Genomic DNA, 15,984 nt, shown 5'->3' on the forward strand with positions numbered 1-15,984 from the left:
AACCCGCTGCGGATTCTGCGCGCGGCAGCACCCGAATTATCAGGGATACGTGTAGGGTGGAGATGCACAACCGCTGGACTGTGTAGCAATAGGCTTTATCAAGACGCTTCATCTCGTCCACAGCCGCCGGTTGATTCCTCCTCCTGACTGAGTGCTTAAGTAGCCACAGCAAGCAGGACGCGTACGTCGCGACGAAGGCCCACATTGGCCGGACTTCGCTAGACACGGGAATGGCCAACCACTCCCGACGCACCTGACACCGACCATGAGAAGTCGTGTGTGCCGAACGCCGTTTCCGGCAGCCCGGAAACCGACGGTACTACATGAAAAGAATGCTGATTAACGCAACTCAACCCGAAGAGTTGCGTGTTGCACTGGTAGATGGCCAACGCCTCTACGACCTGGACATCGAATCCGGTGCACGCGAGCAGAAGAAGGCCAACATCTATAAAGGCCGGATTACTCGCATCGAACCAAGCCTTGAGGCTGCCTTTGTCGATTTCGGCTCCGAGCGCCACGGCTTCCTGCCCCTCAAAGAAATCTCCCGCGAATACTTCAAGAAAGCCCCTGAAGGCCGCGTCAACATCAAAGACGTCCTGAGCGAAGGCCAGGAAGTCATCGTTCAGGTCGAAAAAGAAGAACGTGGCAACAAGGGCGCAGCCCTGACCACCTTCATCAGCCTGGCCGGTCGTTACCTGGTTCTGATGCCGAACAACCCGCGTGCCGGCGGTATCTCCCGTCGCATCGAAGGTGAAGAGCGCAACGAACTGCGTGAAGCCCTGAACGGCCTGGTTGCACCGGCCGACATGGGTCTGATCGTGCGCACTGCCGGCCTGGGCCGCAGCAGCGAAGAAATGCAGTGGGACCTTGATTACCTGCTGCAACTCTGGACCGCCATCAAAGAAGCCTCGCTGGATCGCTCCGCGCCGTTCCTGATCTACCAGGAAAGCAACGTGATCATCCGCGCCATCCGCGATTACCTGCGCCAGGACATCGGCGAAGTGCTGATCGACAGCGTTGAAGCCCAGGACGAAGCCCTGACCTTCATCCGCCAGGTGATGCCGCAGTACGCCAGCAAGATCAAGCTGTACGAAGACAGCGTTCCGCTGTTCAACCGCTTCCAGATCGAAAGCCAGATCGAGACCGCTTTCCAGCGCGTCGTCGAACTGCCTTCCGGTGGCTCCATCGTTATCGATCCAACCGAGGCCCTGGTGTCCATCGACATCAACTCGGCGCGCGCCACCAAAGGCAGCGACATCGAAGAAACCGCCCTGCAGACCAACCTTGAAGCCGCCGAAGAAATCGCCCGTCAGTTGCGCCTGCGCGACATCGGCGGCCTGATCGTCATCGACTTCATCGACATGACCCCTGCCAAGAACCAGCGCGCCGTGGAAGAGAAAGTCCGCGAATGCCTGGAAGCCGACCGCGCTCGCGTGCAAGTTGGCCGCATCTCGCGCTTCGGCCTGCTGGAAATGTCCCGTCAGCGTCTGCGTCCATCGCTCGGCGAAAGCAGCGGCATCGTTTGCCCGCGTTGCAACGGCACCGGCATCATCCGTGATGTTGAATCGCTGTCGCTGGCGATCCTGCGCCTGATCGAAGAAGAAGCCCTGAAAGACCGCACCGCCGAAGTTCGCGCACAAGTGCCAATTCCGGTCGCAGCCTTCCTGCTTAACGAAAAACGCAACTCGATCACCAAGATCGAACTGCGCACCCGTGCCCGCATCGTCATTCTGCCGAACGATCACCTCGAAACGCCGCACTTCGAAGTTCAGCGCCTGCGTGATGACAGCCCGGAAGCCAGCATCAACCAGTCCAGCTACGAAATCGCTGCTGCCGCTGCCGAAGTCGAAGAAGTCCAGCCAGCCGCTGCGACCCGCACCCTGGTTCGCCAGGAAGCCGCGGTCAAGACTGCGCCGGCCCGCGCCAACGCTCCGGTTCCGACCGAAGTCGTCGCCGCACCGGTTGCTGCACCGGCCGCCGCGCCAGAGCCAAGCCTGTTCAAAGGCCTGGTGAAGTCGCTGGTCAGCCTGTTCGCTACCAAAGAAGAGCCTGCTGCTCCGGTTGTGGTTGAAAAACCAGCGACCACCGAGCGCCCGGCCCGCAACGAAGAGCGTCGCAACGGCCGTCAGCAGAGCCGCAACCGTAACGGTCGCCGCGATGAAGAGCGTAAGCCTCGCGAGGAACGTGCACCGCGTGAAGAACGCGCACCACGTGAGCCACGCGAAGCCCGTGAAGAAACCCCGGCAGTCGCTCGCGAAGAACGCGCTCCACGTGAAGAGCGCGCACCACGCGCCCCTCGCGAAGAACGTGCACCGCGCGCGCCTCGTGAAGATCGCAAGCCACGTGGCGAGCGTGAAGAACGTGTTCGTGAACTGCGTGAACCACTGGACGCCGCCGCTCCGGCTGCTGCCGCTACCGCTACTGCTGAAGAGCGTCCAGCTCGTCAGCCACGCGAAGAGCGTGCGCCACGTCCACCGCGTGAAGAGCGTCAACCACGCGCCGAGCAAGCCGCTGCCGCCGTTGCTGAAGAAGAGCTGACTGGCAACGAAGAGCAACTGCAGGAAGACGGTCAGGAAGGCGCCGAAGGCGATCGTCCACGCCGCCGCTCCCGTGGCCAGCGTCGTCGCAGCAACCGTCGCGAGCGTCAACGCGATGCCAACGGCAACGTGATCGAAGGTTCGGAAGAATCCGAGTCCGCCGAAGGTAACGAAGGCGCCGAAGCACCAAGCGCTGCCGATCTGGCCGCAGGCCTGGCTGTTACCGCAGCCGTTGCCAGCACCGTGATCAGCGCTCCGGCCGAAGCACAGGCCAACGAGCAAGCCGAACGCGCCACTGCCGCCACACTGGAAACTGCTCCAGTCGAAGCGCCAGTCGTTGAAGCGACCACGCCTGTAGAAGTAACTGCTGCTCCGGAAGTCGAAGTAGCTCCGGTTCGTGAAGCACAGCCTGAAGTCGAAGCTGCCGCCGAGCCTGCCGTCGTTGCTGAAACGCCTGCCGTGGTTGCAGAGCCGGTTGTTGAAACCGTCGCTGAAACCGTGACCGAAACCGTTCGTGAAGTTCGCGAAGAGCAAACCGCTTTCAACTGGGTTGCCGAGCCGGTAGCGGTCGAAACGCCAGCACCAGTCGCTGAAGTTGCGGTTGTCGAGCCTGTTGTTGTGGCTGCCGAACCAGAGCATGCTCCGGTCGTTGAAGCCCCTGTTGTCGCCGAAGTGGCTGCACCAGTGGTTGAAGCTGCCCCGGCCAGCGCCCTGACACCAAGTGGCCGCGCACCTAACGACCCGCGTGAAGTGCGTCGTCGCAAGCGTGAAGAAGAGCGCCTGCAGAAGGAAGCCGAACTGGCTGCCGCTGCTGCTCCGGTCGCTGTCGAAGTGGCACCGGTTGTTGCTGAAGTCGTCGAGGCTGCTCCTGCCCCGGCTGCTGAAGTGGCTGCCGAGCCCGCTGACTCCGTGATCGACGAAGCTCCACGCTCCGTTCAGGAAGCGGTAGAGCAACACGAGCAAGCCCAGGAAAAAGAGCACGAGCCTAAACCTCTCGTCTGATTCCATCGGCCACTAAAAAGCCCCGCCTGGTAACCCAGGCGGGGCTTTTTTTATGCCGGCGGTTCCACAGTTAGACCGCGTTATCGTTCTTCGCGGGCAAGCCTCGCTCCTACAGTGATCGGCGGAAAACCTGTAGGAGCGAGGCTTGCCCGCGAAGGCGGAGGATCAGGCGAAAACCAACGCCTCAGGCACATCCACATCCCACAACACCCCGGCATCCTCCACCGCCACCTCAACCACCCGAGCCGACGCAAACAACGGCTTGGCCCCGCGATCCCCCGACAACGCCATCAACCCCGGTCCAAACGTTCGCCCGAAACCAACCGGATGGCCATATTCGCCATTCATCACCGGAACACTGATCCCATCATCAGAAAACCCCGCCAACACCTGTTCAACCGTCGACGGCAGAATGAACGGCATATCCCCCAACACAATCAACCAGCCACCGAGCTGCGGACACGCTGCCACCCCCGCCGCAATGCTGTCGCCCATGCCGGAGGATTCCACCAGCACAATCTCGAAACCATACGCCTGAGCCATACGAGCCACTTGCGGGCGATCTTCGGTCGTCACCAGCACGCGTTTCGCCAGCGTGGCCGGCAAACTCACCAGCACCTGCTCGATCACCGAACGAACGCCGCCATCGCGCCCCGTACAGTCCGCCAACAACTTGTCCCTGTCGGCCCCCGCCACCTGTCGAAACCGAGTGCCCTGCCCCGCCGCCAACACGATGACGCCGATTGGCCCGCTCATGCCTCCTCCTGCAACGGCTTCTTCTGTTTCAGCTCGACGCCGTTCTTGATCGCGACAATTTCCGCCAGCAGCGACAAGGCGATTTCCGCCGGGGAATGGCTGCCGATGTGCAGACCGATCGGGCCGTGCAAGCGCTCGATGGCCTCTTGGGACAAGCCTAGCTGAGCGAGGTTTTCCCGGCGCTTCAGGCTGTTGACCCGCGAACCCAGCGCACCGACATAAAACGCCCTGGAATCGAGCGCCGTCAGCAACGCCATGTCATCCAGGCGCGGATCGTGAGTCAGCGCGACGATGGCCGTGCGTTCGTCGGTCTGGATGTTCAGCACCGCTTCGTCCGGCATTCCGGATACGAAGCGCCCGTGCTGTTCTTCCCAGCCGTAGACGAACTCGGTGCGTGGATCGCAGATCAGCACTTCGAAATCCAGCAGCCGTGCCATCTCGGCAACATAACGGGACAATTGCCCCGCGCCGATCAGCAACAACCGCCAACGCGGACCGTAAATGGCGCGCAGCGTGGTGCCGTCAAAACTCAGCGCATCGTTCTTGGTCGCCGGCTGCAACGTCACTTCACCGCTCGCGATATCCAGCGAGCGCGCCGTGATTTCATGGGCCTCGCAACTCGCCAGCAACCCGGCAACCCAAGCCGGGTCGCCGACTCGTTCCTCGGTCAGGCGCAACGTGCCGCCACACGGCAAACCAAACCGTGCGGCCTCCTCGCGAGTAACGCCGTAAGTGATCAACTGCACCGGCGGCCCATCAGCCGGAATCCGGCCATCGTGCAGCCGGGCGATCAAGTCATCCTCGACACAACCACCGGACACCGAACCGATCACCACCCCGTCTTCGCGCAAGGCCAACATCGCGCCCGGCGCCCGGGGCGCGGTGCCCCAGGTCTGGACCACGCTGTACAACACCACTCGCTGACCGGCGCGGCGCCATTCCAGCACGCTGCGCAGGACATTCAGATCCACGCTGTCCATCAAGCCTCGGCCTTCTGCCAACCTTGCAATTGATAACGAACCGGCAAGTTGCGGATGCGTTTGCCGGTGGCGGCGAAAATCGCATTGCACAGCGCCGGCGCAATCGGCGGCACGCCAGGTTCACCGACACCGCCCAACGGCACCACGCCCGGTGGCGTAACCAGATGCACGGCGACTTCCTTCGGCGCCAGGGACATGCGCGCCACTTCGTACATGTGGAAGTTGTCTTGCTGGACCTTGCCGTCCTTGAAACTGATCTCGCCCAACACCGCGTTGCCCAGCCCCATCACGCAAGCGCCTTCGAACTGCGAGCGAATTCGTTCCGGGTTGATCTGCGGACCGCAATCCACCGCTATATCGGCCTTGTGCACGATCAACGTGCCGTCATCTTTGACTTCGACCTCGATCACCGCCGCCACGTAAGTGACGAAGCTGTAATGCACCGCCAGTCCCAGGCCTCGGCCCTTCGGCAACTCTCGGCCCCAACCCGCAGCTTTCGCGGCGGTTTCAAGGACGGTGCGCATGCGCCCGGTGTCGATCGGATAGCGTTCGGGCGACTCGCCGTAGTTCCACTCTTCACTCAACGTACGCGGATCGATCTGACGGTCCGGACCGAGCAATTTGATCTGGTACTTGAGCGGATCCTGTTTGGCCTTGTGCGCCAACTCATCGACAAAGCACTGGATCGCGAAGCCGTGAGGAATGTTCGACACCGAGCGATACCAGCCGACCCGCGTATGAATCGCCGCTTCCGGGTTCTCCAGGCGCACGTTGGGGATCGCGTAAGCCATGTTGGTGAAGCCCATGCCCAGCTCGAAAGCGGCCTCATGGTTCATGCCCGGCGCGAACAGCGCGGTGATACTCGGCGCGACCGTGCGGTGCAACCAACCCGACGGCAGGCCGTCCTTGTTCAGGCTGGCCTTCAGGTATTCCGCCGAGACGGTGTGGAAATACGAACAGTGGATGTCGTCTTCACGAGTCCATTGCACCCGCACCGCCTTACCGGGGAATTCCTTGGCGAGGATCGCCGCTTCGATGATGAAGTCCGGCTTGGACTTGCGGCCGAAACCGCCGCCGAGCAGGGTGACGTGGAAGGTGACGTTATCGAACGGAATGCCCAGGCGTTCGCCGATTCGTTCACGGGTGACCTGCGGCGCCTGGCTTGGCGCCCAGGCTTCGCACACGCCATCCTTGAAACGGGCGATGGCGACCATCGGTTCCATCGGCGCTTGCGTCAGGTGCGGCAGATAGTAAGAGGCTTCGAGGGTGCTGTCGGCGCCGCTCATGGCCTGGTCGATGTTGCCGGTATTGCGCACCACTTTGCCGGGTTTGAGCGACGCCGCTTCAATTTCCTTGCGGTAGGCGATCGAGTCGTAACTGGCGTTGGGGCCGTCGTCCCATTCGATTTTCAGTGCATCGCGGCCCTTGATCGCCGCCCACGTATTGCTGGCCACCACCGCCACGCCGCCCAACGGCTGAAATTCCGAGGGCAGCGGACGGCCTTCGATCTGGATGACTTTGACCACCCCGGGGACTTTCAGCGCCGCGCTGTCATCCACGGATTTGACCTTGCCGCCATACACCGCCGGACGTGCAATTGCGGCGTACAGCATGCCGTCGATATGCACGTCGGCACCGTAGATCGCGCGACCGTTGACGATGTCAGCACCGTCGATGGCCTTGGTGCCTTCCTTGCCGATGTAGCGGAATTCTGACGGATCCTTGAGCCGCAGGCTGTCACGCGCCGGCACCGCCAGCGCACCGGCAGCGACGGCGAGCGCGCCGTAACCCAGTTCACGACCGCTCGGTTTATGGATGACTTTGTGCAATTGCGCGTGGCACTCGCCGACCGGGACTTTCCACTGTTCGGCGGCCGCCTGTTCGAGCATGGTCCGCGCGGCTGCACCGCAGCGGCGCATCGGCTCGTACCAGTGGCGCATGCTGCGCGAACCGTCGGTGTCCTGGTTGCCGAAGCGCACTTCATCGCCCGGCGCCTGCTGCACTTTCACCAGCGCCCAGTCGGCTTCAAGTTCATCGGCCACGACCATGGTCAGGCTGGTGCGTACGCCCTGGCCCATTTCTGAACGGTTGCAAACCACGGTCACGGTGCCATCCGCAGCGATGCTGACGTACACCTTCGGATCATCGATCCAGCCGTTGGGCATGCCGTCGGCGCCGAATTTCTTTTCCTTCTCGGCTGCGAACGCGTCCTGCCAGCCCCAACTCGCGGCGACCACCAGCGCACTGGTGGCACCGACGCCTTTGAGGAAACCGCGACGACTGAGGTTACTCAGGGCGAAATCATTCGGGAACTGGCTCATGCCTTGGCTTCCTTCAGGTGAGTGGATGCCTGGCGGATGGCGGTCTTGATGCGGTTGTAGGTGCCGCAACGGCAAATATTGCCAACCATCGCCTCTTCGATCTGTTCGTCGCTCGGGTTCGGGTTGGTCTTGAGCAGTGCGGTGGCGGACATGATCTGCCCGCCCTGGCAGTAACCGCACTGGGCGACGGCGGTGTCGAGCCAGGCTTGCTGCACGATTTGCCCGACCGGATCGGCGTGCAGGTTGTCGATGGTGCTGACGTTCTGGCCGACTACCGAGCCGATCGGCGTGATGCAACTGCGTGCCGGGGCGCCTTCGATGTGAATGGTGCAGGCGCCGCACAGGCCCATGCCGCAGCCGAACTTGGTGCCGTTGTAACCGGCCACGTCGCGGATGGCCCAGAGCAGCGGCATGTCCTCGGTGACATCGAGTTGATGGTCTTGACCATTGAGTTTCAGGGTAATCATGGGCACGCCCGCATAGTGGTATGGGTTATGGGGTCGAGCAATCTGCCGCTGGGGGATTAGCGGTTGGCATCACGCAGATCGACTCAGGCTAATGAGGCTCTCTTATGCGGACGAAGATGTCTGCATCGGGCCCTTGATGGAGCAAATGCTTGCATCGTTAGGGGGCTAAGTTAACCCAGCATTAACAAAAAAGCCCTGCACAATCGAAGATGTGCAGGGCTTTGAGATCAGCCTTGAAAGCGTAGCCTCAATACTGATTGGGCTCCATTTCCAGATCGACATGGAAGCGTTCTGAAATGTCCTTTTGGATGCGCTGTGCCAGGTTCAGCAACTGCAGGCCAGTCGCGGCCCCGTAGTTGACCAGCACCAGCGCCTGCAATTTATGCACGCCCGCGTCGGCCTCGCGAAAACCTTTCCACCCTGCCCGCTCGATCAGCCAGCCCGCAGCCAGTTTCATCTGCCCGTCGGGTTGCGCGTAAGCCACCAGGTCCGGGTATTCGCCTTTGAGCCGAGCGACCAGTGCAGCCGGTACCAAGGGATTTTTGAAGAAGCTGCCGGCGTTACCGAGCACCGCCGGGTCCGGAAGCTTTTCGTTGCGGATGCTGCAAATCGCCTGGCTGACGTCGGTGGCGGTCGGGTGATCGATGCCTTGCTCGGTCAGACGCTGACGCACCGGGCCGTACTCCAGATGCAAGTGCTCGGCACGGTCCAGGGCGAAACGAACCCGCAGGATCAACCAACGCCCCGGTTCCTGTTTGAACAGGCTGTCGCGGTAAGCGAAGTTACATTCGGCCAGCGTGAAGTCGCGCAGCTCGCCAGTCTGGCGGTCCAGCGCGGTCAGGCCGGCGAACACGTCCTTGATCTCCACGCCATAGGCGCCAATGTTCTGCATCGGTGCCGCGCCGACGGTGCCGGGGATCAGGCTGAGATTTTCCAGACCCGACAACCCCTGCGCCAAGGTGTGTTGCACAAACGGATGCCAAGGCTCGCCGGCCTCGGCTTCGATCACGACCTTGTTGCCGTCGTCGCTCAAAATGCGAATCCCGCGGGTGGCCATGCGCAGCACCAGCGACTGGATGTCGGCGGTCAGCAGCAGGTTGCTGCCACCACCGATCACCAGCAGCGGCACGTCATGCTCCACCGCATAGGCCAGCGCCTCGCGCACGTCGGCATCGCTGTGAGCCTCGGCAAACAAGCGCGCCTGAACGTCCACGCCAAAGCTGTTGTAAGGCTTGAGCGAAACCTGTGGCTGAACCTGCAAACTCATAACCGGCCCTTCAATTCGATCACCAGTCGATCACAAGCGCTTTCGATCAAGTCGAGCACCTGCTCAAAGCCCTGGTTGCCATCGTAGTAAGGGTCCGGTACTTCATCGACTTGCGACTGGTAGCGGCGCAGAAACAGGTCCAATTCGGCCTTGGACTTGCCCTTGGCAGGTTGCAGCGCCATGAGGTCACTCAGGTTGCTGTTGTCCATCGCCAGGATCAGGTCGTACGTGGAAAAATCGGCGCGGGTCACTTGCTGGGCGCGCTGCATCGACAGGTCGTAACCGCGCAGCTTGGCCGCGGCCTGGCTGCGTTTGTCCGGAGCCCTGCCGACGTGCCAGTCACCGGTGCCGGCGGAGGCGACTTCGACTTGATCGGCCAGCCCCGCTTCGCGCAATTTGTACCGCAGCACACCTTCTGCCGTGGGTGAACGGCAGATGTTGCCCAGGCAAACGAACAAAACCCGCATCAGGCCTCCAGCAGGCGACGAACGCGCTCGAGGTCTTCAGCCGTATCGACGCCGGTGGGCGGTGCGATCAGCGCGTCGGCGACGTGAATCCGCACGCCGTGCCACAGCGCACGCAGCTGTTCCAGGGATTCGGTGTTTTCCAGCCAGCACGGGCCCCAGCTGACGAAGTCATGCAGGAAACCGGCGCGGTAGGCATAGATGCCGATGTGGCGGCGATACGGCACGCCTTCCGGCAACACGTCGCGAGTTTTCGCGAACGCGTCCCGAGCCCATGGCAACGTCGCGCGACTGAACGTCAGCGCCAGGCCATTGAGGTCGCTGACCACCTTGACCACGTTGGGGTTGAACAGGGTTTCGACATCTTCGATCGGCTCGGCCAGCGTGGCCATGCGCGCTTCGGTGTGGGCTGCGAGGTTGGCCGCGACCTGATCGATCACGCTTGGCGGGATCAGCGGTTCGTCACCCTGCACGTTGACCACAATCGCGTCGGACGCCAGACCGAGTTTTGCGGCGACTTCGGCCAAACGGTCCGTGCCGGAATTGTGGTCTTCGCGGGTCAGCACCACGTCGGCACCAAACGCGATGCACGCCTCGACAATGCGCGCATCGTCAGTGGCAACCACCACACGCTCGGCGCTGCTTTTGCACGCTTGTTCCCAGACGTGCTGGATCATCGGCTTGCCGGCGATCAGCAGCAGCGGTTTGCCCGGCAGGCGGGTCGAGGCGTAACGCGATGGAATGACAACGGTAAAGGCTGTGGTCATTTATCCAGACGCTCGTCGGTGGTCAGCGTGCGAGCTTCGGTTTCGAGCATCACCGGGATACCGTCGCGAATCGGGTACGCCAGGCCGGCGCCCTTGCTGATCAGCTCGGTTTTGTCGGCGCTGAGCTTGAGCGGGCCTTTGCAGACCGGGCAAGCGAGGATGTCGAGCAATTTGGTGTCCATGAGCATTCCCTGGATATAAACGGTTTAAGGCAAAAGTCGAGCCGGCAACAGGCGCATCAACTGCGTATCGAACCAGGCCACGAAGGCCGGCGATGGCGCAGCATCGACCGCCAGGTACCACCAATCGGCGGCGGCGAAGGCACGGCACTTCACCGCGTCCTTTTCGGTCATCACCAACGGCAATGACGGTGTGAAATTCAAGGCCTGCACGCTGTACTCGGCGTGGTCGGCAAATGCATGCGGGACTGGCTGCCAGTGTAGCGTTTCGAGGGTCGTGAAGAAACGCTGCGGATTGCCGATCCCGGCCACGGCATGCAGCGCCTGGCCTGCTGGGAAGTGGTCAAGGGGACGGCGTTCGCCGCTGTGCAGGTTGACCAGTTCCGTGGGTTGCAGCTGGAAGGCAAAACCGTTGTCGCGATCATCGGTGGCGCCGTTGAACAGCACCGCGTCAACGCTTTGCAGGCGTTCGACCGGTTCGCGCAACGGTCCCGCAGGCAGGCAGCGCTGGTTGCCCAGGCCTCGGGCGGCGTCAATCAACACCAGCTCAAGGTCGCGGGCCAAACGGTAATGTTGCATGCCGTCGTCGGAGAGAATCAGGTCCAGAGGTTCGCTCGCCAGCAGCGCTTTGACCGCACTGCTGCGGTCCGGGTCGATCATCAACGGAACGCCGGTACGCTGGACGATCAGCAGCGGTTCGTCGCCGGCGATGTCGGCGCTTTGATCAGCCTCGACACGCCATGGCAGTTGCGGCGGTTTGGCGCCATAACCACGGCTGACCACGCCGACCCGCAAACCGCTGCGCTGACAATGCTGGATCATCCACAGAATCAGCGGCGTCTTGCCGGTGCCGCCCACCGTGATGTTGCCGACGACGATCAGCGGCACCGGTGGCTGATAAATCTCGCCCTCACCCGCCAGAAAGCGTTTGCGCTTGTTCATCACCACGCGCCGGTACAGCCACTCCAGCGGCTGCAACAGCTTCAGGGCCGGATGACCCTGGTACCACGCGGCGAGCAAGCGATCGGACATGGCCATCAGGGCGCGGGCTGCGCCGCCTCGACAGTGGTCATGCGCAGGTGACTGAAGCCGAGTTTGCCGGCGGCGTCCATGGCGGTGATGACCGATTGATGCTGGGTCTTGCCGTCCGCACTGATCGACAGCGGCAGGTTGGTGTCACCGTTGGATTCTTTTTGCAACGCGTCCATGAGCGCGGTCAGATCGTTCTTCTGCAAGACCTGATTGTTCACCGAGAACACGCCTTCGGCGCTGATGGCCACGTCCAGGTGTTTAACCTGCTGGTCTTCGGCAGGCGAACCGCTGACCGCTTCGGGCAGATCGACGCGCAACTGGGTTTCACGGGTGAAGGTAGTGGTCACGACGAAAAACAGCAGCAGGATAAACACCACGTCGATCAGCGACGCGAGGTTGATGTCGACCGTTTCCCGCGGTTTGCGGCGGAATTTCACGCTTTTTTGCCCTCGGTCAGGTCCACGTCACGATCACCCTGTACCACCTCGACCAGCTTGATCGCTTCCTGCTCCATGCCCACCACCAGCTCATCGATGCGGCGTTGCAGGAAACGGTGGAAAAATACCGCAGGGATACCGACCATCAGACCAGCAGCCGTGGTGATCAAGGCCTTCGAAATACCACCGGCCAGCACGGCGGCATTGGTGCCCATGCCCGTCCCCATGAACGCGCTGAAAATATCGATCATGCCCAGCACGGTGCCGAGCAAACCCAGCAACGGCGCCATGGCGGCGATGGTGCCCAGCGCATTGATGTAGCGCTCGAGCTCATGAATCACCCGCGCGGCGGCTTCTTCGATGCACTCTTTCATGATCTCGCGACCATGTCTGGAGTTGGCCAGGCCTGCCGCCAGAATCTCGCCCAATGGCGAATTGGCGCGCAATTCCTTGAGTTTTTCTTTATTGAGTTGCTTGTCCTTGATCCACACCCAGACTTGCCCGAGCAAGTGTTCCGGGGTCACACGACTGGCGCGCAGGGTCCAGAGACGCTCGGCGACGATCGCCATGGCCGCGATGGAACTCAGAATGATCGGCAGCATCATCCAGCCGCCGGATTTGACCAATTCCCACACAGTGACAGTCCCCTCGAAAAAGTGCGCCACTCTAACATAGGGGGTCGATGCACCGAAGACCGTGATGTCGCATCCGGTCGGGCTTTCATAACTCGCGGTTATTGCGTGGAACGCCAGAAACGCCGTTCTTGACGCATCGCCCACGGCGGATGGAAGCGTCCTAGGTGCAGACGGATGGCGCCCTGCTCGGCGCTGTCATGGATTTCCATACCGCGTTTTTTATAACGGGCCATGACCGTGGGGTGCGGGTGACCGAACGAATTGCCGTTGCCGCGAGAGATCAGCACGGCTTTGGGTTGCAACGCAGTGAGCAACGCCATCGACGACGAGCTGCGGCTACCGTGGTGCGGCGCCTGCAACCAATCGGTGGGCACTGCGAGCGGGCTGTCGAGCAGGGCGCGCTCGGCGGCGCTGTCGATGTCTCCGGTCAGCAATAATCGCTCGCCATTGGCTTCGATTTGCAGCACGCAGGATTTTTGATTGCGGTCCGTGGCCGAAGGCCATTGCCAGAGCTGAAACCTCACGCCGTCCCAGGTCCATTGCTGGCCACTCTCGCAGGCATCGGCGTGCAATTCGGCGGGCAGCGCCAAGGGATCACCGCTGAGCACCTGCTTAATCGGCAAACCATTGGCAACCGCTCGCGCACCACCAGCGTGATCGGCGTCGGCATGGCTGATCAACATCAGGTCGAGCTCGTTCACGCCGAGTTTGCGCATCGCTGGCAGAACCACTCGCTCGCCTAGATCGAAGTCGCCGAAGCGTGGTCCGGTGTCATACAGCAGCGTGTGATGGCGAGTCCGCACCAGAATCGCCAACCCTTGGCCGACATCCAGTTGCCAGACTTCGGCGATGCCCTCGGGCAAAAGTGGCCGTGGTGGAAAAACCAGCAACAGCAACAACGGCCAACCCAACGGGCGCAGCGGTACACCGCGAGGCATTAACAGAAGAAACGCGCCGAGCATGCCCAGTGCCCATATCCACAATGGAATCGCCGTGGGCACCCACGCTGGCAATTGACCGGCCATCAACCCAAGGCCCTTGAACAGCCAGTCGATCAGCCCACCCGCCAACCACAACAAGCCCTCGCCCACATACGGCAGCGGCATCAACAGGGTTCCCATCAAGGCCGGTGGCAATACCAGCAAACTGATCCAGGGCACCGCCAGCAGATTGGCGACCGGCCCGCTGAGACTGATCGGCAATCCCAACACCAACAGCAATGGGCCCAGGCCGATTGCGATCAGCCATTGGGCACGGGTCCAGGTTTGCCACCATCGCCACGGCCCCAAGCGACCGCCGAAGGTGAAGATCAACACCGCCACTGCGGCGAAGGACAGCCAGAAACCCGGTTGCAGGCTCGCCAGCGGGTCCAGCAACAAAACAGCGTTGAGCGCCAGCAACAGCGGCCACCAGGCGCCGAGGTGACGAAATCGCAGGCGCCACAACAGCACCAGGCCGATCATCACGCAGGCCCGCCGCACCGGTACTTCGAACCCAGCCAGCAGTCCGTAACCAAGGGCGGCGGCGAATGCCAGTGCGCAGGCCCATGGCAGCCACGGCAAGCGGTGCGGCCACACCCCATAACGAGCGAGTCCGGCAATCAGCAGGTAAACCACCCCCGCCAGCAAACCGATGTGCTGTCCGGAAATCACCAGCAAATGCACGGTGCCGGTGTCTTGCAGCACCTGCCAATCCTCACGACTCAGCCCGGCGCCATCCCCCAGCACCAGCGCAATCAACGCGCCGGTTCGCCCTTGGGCATCCACGGTTTGCAAACGCTGGCGGATGCTGTCGCGCCAGGCCCATCGGGCTTCCCTGAGCCGCTCACCGTCCTTGATCGTTCCGGTAGCGCCGATGCGTTGTGCCAGCAGCCAGGCGTCGTAATCGAAGGCATGAGGATTGAGCAGCCCGGCAGGACGTTTCAGCTTCACCGCGAGCCGCCAGCGTTCACCACTGTTGACCGGCGGTCCGTCATACCAGGCCAGGCGCATCCGTTGCGGCACCTTGGCCTGTCTCGACCGGACGTCTGCCAGTTCGAAGCGCACAACCCCGTCATTGTTCTGCGGCAAACCGGTCACCCGCCCTTCGACCCAACGGGTTTCGCCATCGAGATGCGCTGGCAAACGATCATCCAGCGCCCACTGTGCATTTGCGCCGGCCCAACTGATGCCGAACAGAAAAAACGCCAATGGGCACGTGCGAAATGGCAGCGCCATCAAACCCGTTACGGGTAACACCAGCCATAACCAGACCGGCGGTAATACCGGCAAAAAACGCAGGGCCAGCAGACCCAACGCCAGCGCCATCATCCCTGTGCGCATACGCCCGTCCTTGAGAGTCCCCTCCTAGGCATAGCCGGCTCGCGGCACGTGCATCGTTATTAATTGTCACAAAGTCTGAATGGGCGGCTCATAGAATCCAGACATACTTGCCGCCTTAACCGACCGAGAAGCCCTATGCCCCGGCGCTTATTCAAACGTTACATGCCAGACCCGATCAGCATCAGGGAACACAAATCCTTACGCTTTCTCGGCACGCTGTTGCATGACCCGAACCTCTGGCACCTCAACCGTCACTCGGTCGCACGGGCGATGGCGGTGGGTTTGTTTGCGGCGTTCCTGCCGATTCCGTTGCAGATGCTGGTGGCGGCGGTTCTGGCCATTGTCGTACGCGGCAATATGCCGATTGCGGTCAGTCTGGTCTGGCTGACTAATCCGATCACCATGCCTGCGGTGTTCTTTTGTACGTATCAGACTGGGGCGTGGTTGATGGATGTCCCGGCTCGTCATCTGCCGGATGAGTTGACCTGGGAGTGGATCAGCGGGGAGCTGTCTACGCTGTGGCAGCCGTTTTTGCTGGGGTCGGTTGTGGTGGGGCTGGTGTTGGGGGCGCTCGCGTATTGTTTGGTGATGATGTATTGGCGGTGGTGGGTGAGTCGGCAGTGGGCTCGGCGCAAGAAAAAGCGGATGTTGTGAATGCGGTAGCTGGGCGGGATTTGATCGGGGGGCATATCCATTTCTGCGGTGACGGCGGCTATTGGTTTCGCCCTTACGGCGAGTCACTTGGAAGAGCCCCAAGTAACCAAGGGCTCTTGCCCCTTTCGTTCGGTGCCTCGCTGTGGCTCGGCATGCCCTCGCTCC

14 protein-coding genes are annotated in these 15,984 nt (G+C 61.9%); 2 read left to right on the top strand and 12 right to left on the bottom strand.

The window, feature by feature from the left end:
• Positions 1 to 323 precede the first annotated feature (323 nt).
• Complete coding sequence (gene rne, locus KGB27_RS14375) at positions 324 to 3,539, top strand: ribonuclease E (protein ID WP_223555044.1); 3,216 nt, start codon at positions 324 to 326, stop codon at positions 3,537 to 3,539.
• 165 nt (positions 3,540 to 3,704) lie between these two features.
• Here the strand turns inward: rne and KGB27_RS14380 are convergent, their stop codons facing one another.
• The 12 genes from KGB27_RS14380 to KGB27_RS14435 form a co-directional block, all read right to left on the bottom strand.
• Entirely contained in the window at positions 3,705 to 4,295 is a 591-nt protein-coding gene (locus KGB27_RS14380; protein WP_223555047.1) for an NTP transferase domain-containing protein, read from the bottom strand.
• Positions 4,292 to 5,275, bottom strand: coding sequence for an XdhC family protein (locus tag KGB27_RS14385; protein ID WP_008031568.1), 984 nt, complete (start codon positions 5,273 to 5,275; stop codon positions 4,292 to 4,294). Before KGB27_RS14385 ends, KGB27_RS14380 begins: the two co-directional genes overlap by 4 nt.
• The gene (locus KGB27_RS14390; RefSeq protein ID WP_008045096.1) at positions 5,275 to 7,596 is read right to left on the bottom strand and encodes a xanthine dehydrogenase family protein molybdopterin-binding subunit; all 2,322 of its coding nucleotides are present in this window, start codon (positions 7,594 to 7,596) and stop codon (positions 5,275 to 5,277) included. Before KGB27_RS14390 ends, KGB27_RS14385 begins: the two co-directional genes overlap by 1 nt.
• Entirely contained in the window at positions 7,593 to 8,063 is a 471-nt protein-coding gene (locus KGB27_RS14395) for a (2Fe-2S)-binding protein (RefSeq protein ID WP_008031566.1), read from the bottom strand. The genes KGB27_RS14390 and KGB27_RS14395 overlap by 4 nt, the downstream gene beginning before the upstream one ends.
• A gap of 247 nt (positions 8,064 to 8,310) precedes the next feature.
• On the bottom strand, positions 8,311 to 9,330 hold the full coding sequence (gene murB, locus KGB27_RS14400) for a UDP-N-acetylmuramate dehydrogenase (RefSeq protein ID WP_192420256.1): 1,020 nt from the start codon (positions 9,328 to 9,330) through the stop codon (positions 8,311 to 8,313).
• Complete coding sequence (locus KGB27_RS14405; protein WP_223555049.1) at positions 9,327 to 9,797, bottom strand: low molecular weight protein-tyrosine-phosphatase; 471 nt, start codon at positions 9,795 to 9,797, stop codon at positions 9,327 to 9,329. Before KGB27_RS14405 ends, murB begins: the two co-directional genes overlap by 4 nt.
• Complete coding sequence (gene kdsB / locus KGB27_RS14410) at positions 9,797 to 10,561, bottom strand: 3-deoxy-manno-octulosonate cytidylyltransferase (protein WP_223555051.1); 765 nt, start codon at positions 10,559 to 10,561, stop codon at positions 9,797 to 9,799. Before kdsB ends, KGB27_RS14405 begins: the two co-directional genes overlap by 1 nt.
• Positions 10,558 to 10,743 (bottom strand): Trm112 family protein, encoded by a 186-nt coding sequence (locus KGB27_RS14415; RefSeq protein WP_007945752.1) that lies wholly within the window; start codon positions 10,741 to 10,743, stop codon positions 10,558 to 10,560. The genes kdsB and KGB27_RS14415 overlap by 4 nt, the downstream gene beginning before the upstream one ends.
• A gap of 24 nt (positions 10,744 to 10,767) precedes the next feature.
• Positions 10,768 to 11,778, bottom strand: a complete 1,011-nt coding sequence (gene lpxK / locus KGB27_RS14420) for a tetraacyldisaccharide 4'-kinase (RefSeq protein ID WP_008045104.1) — start codon at positions 11,776 to 11,778, stop codon at positions 10,768 to 10,770.
• Complete coding sequence (locus KGB27_RS14425) at positions 11,778 to 12,209, bottom strand: ExbD/TolR family protein (RefSeq protein WP_008031559.1); 432 nt, start codon at positions 12,207 to 12,209, stop codon at positions 11,778 to 11,780. Before KGB27_RS14425 ends, lpxK begins: the two co-directional genes overlap by 1 nt.
• Positions 12,206 to 12,844 (bottom strand): MotA/TolQ/ExbB proton channel family protein, encoded by a 639-nt coding sequence (locus KGB27_RS14430; RefSeq protein WP_008045105.1) that lies wholly within the window; start codon positions 12,842 to 12,844, stop codon positions 12,206 to 12,208. The genes KGB27_RS14425 and KGB27_RS14430 overlap by 4 nt, the downstream gene beginning before the upstream one ends.
• A 98-nt stretch (positions 12,845 to 12,942) precedes the next feature.
• On the bottom strand, positions 12,943 to 15,165 hold the full coding sequence (locus KGB27_RS14435) for a DNA internalization-related competence protein ComEC/Rec2 (RefSeq protein WP_223555053.1): 2,223 nt from the start codon (positions 15,163 to 15,165) through the stop codon (positions 12,943 to 12,945).
• A 135-nt stretch (positions 15,166 to 15,300) separates the two neighbouring features.
• Here KGB27_RS14435 and KGB27_RS14440 point away from each other — a divergent pair, with 135 nt between their 5' ends.
• Entirely contained in the window at positions 15,301 to 15,819 is a 519-nt protein-coding gene (locus tag KGB27_RS14440; RefSeq protein WP_008031552.1) for a DUF2062 domain-containing protein, read from the top strand.
• The last annotated feature ends 165 nt before the right edge of the window (positions 15,820 to 15,984 follow it).

It is taken from the genome of Pseudomonas sp. BF-R-01 (genome assembly GCF_019946615.1).
Taxonomy (GTDB): Bacteria; Pseudomonadota; Gammaproteobacteria; order Pseudomonadales; family Pseudomonadaceae; genus Aquipseudomonas; species Aquipseudomonas migulae.

What these genes read in the sequence shown, in the direction of transcription:
- rne (WP_223555044.1), top strand. Translation starts at nt 324, where the DNA reads ATGAAAAGAATGCTGATTAACGCAACTCAACCCGAAGAGTTGCGTGTT.
- KGB27_RS14380 (WP_223555047.1), bottom strand. Translation starts at nt 4,295, where the DNA reads ATGAGCGGGCCAATCGGCGTCATCGTGTTGGCGGCGGGGCAGGGCACT.
- KGB27_RS14385 (WP_008031568.1), bottom strand. Translation starts at nt 5,275, where the DNA reads ATGGACAGCGTGGATCTGAATGTCCTGCGCAGCGTGCTGGAATGGCGC.
- KGB27_RS14390 (WP_008045096.1), bottom strand. Translation starts at nt 7,596, where the DNA reads ATGAGCCAGTTCCCGAATGATTTCGCCCTGAGTAACCTCAGTCGTCGC.
- KGB27_RS14395 (WP_008031566.1), bottom strand. Translation starts at nt 8,063, where the DNA reads ATGATTACCCTGAAACTCAATGGTCAAGACCATCAACTCGATGTCACC.
- murB (WP_192420256.1), bottom strand. Translation starts at nt 9,330, where the DNA reads ATGAGTTTGCAGGTTCAGCCACAGGTTTCGCTCAAGCCTTACAACAGC.
- KGB27_RS14405 (WP_223555049.1), bottom strand. Translation starts at nt 9,797, where the DNA reads ATGCGGGTTTTGTTCGTTTGCCTGGGCAACATCTGCCGTTCACCCACG.
- kdsB (WP_223555051.1), bottom strand. Translation starts at nt 10,561, where the DNA reads ATGACCACAGCCTTTACCGTTGTCATTCCATCGCGTTACGCCTCGACC.
- KGB27_RS14415 (WP_007945752.1), bottom strand. Translation starts at nt 10,743, where the DNA reads ATGGACACCAAATTGCTCGACATCCTCGCTTGCCCGGTCTGCAAAGGC.
- lpxK (WP_008045104.1), bottom strand. Translation starts at nt 11,778, where the DNA reads ATGGCCATGTCCGATCGCTTGCTCGCCGCGTGGTACCAGGGTCATCCG.
- KGB27_RS14435 (WP_223555053.1), bottom strand. Translation starts at nt 15,165, where the DNA reads ATGCGCACAGGGATGATGGCGCTGGCGTTGGGTCTGCTGGCCCTGCGT.
- KGB27_RS14440 (WP_008031552.1), top strand. Translation starts at nt 15,301, where the DNA reads ATGCCCCGGCGCTTATTCAAACGTTACATGCCAGACCCGATCAGCATC.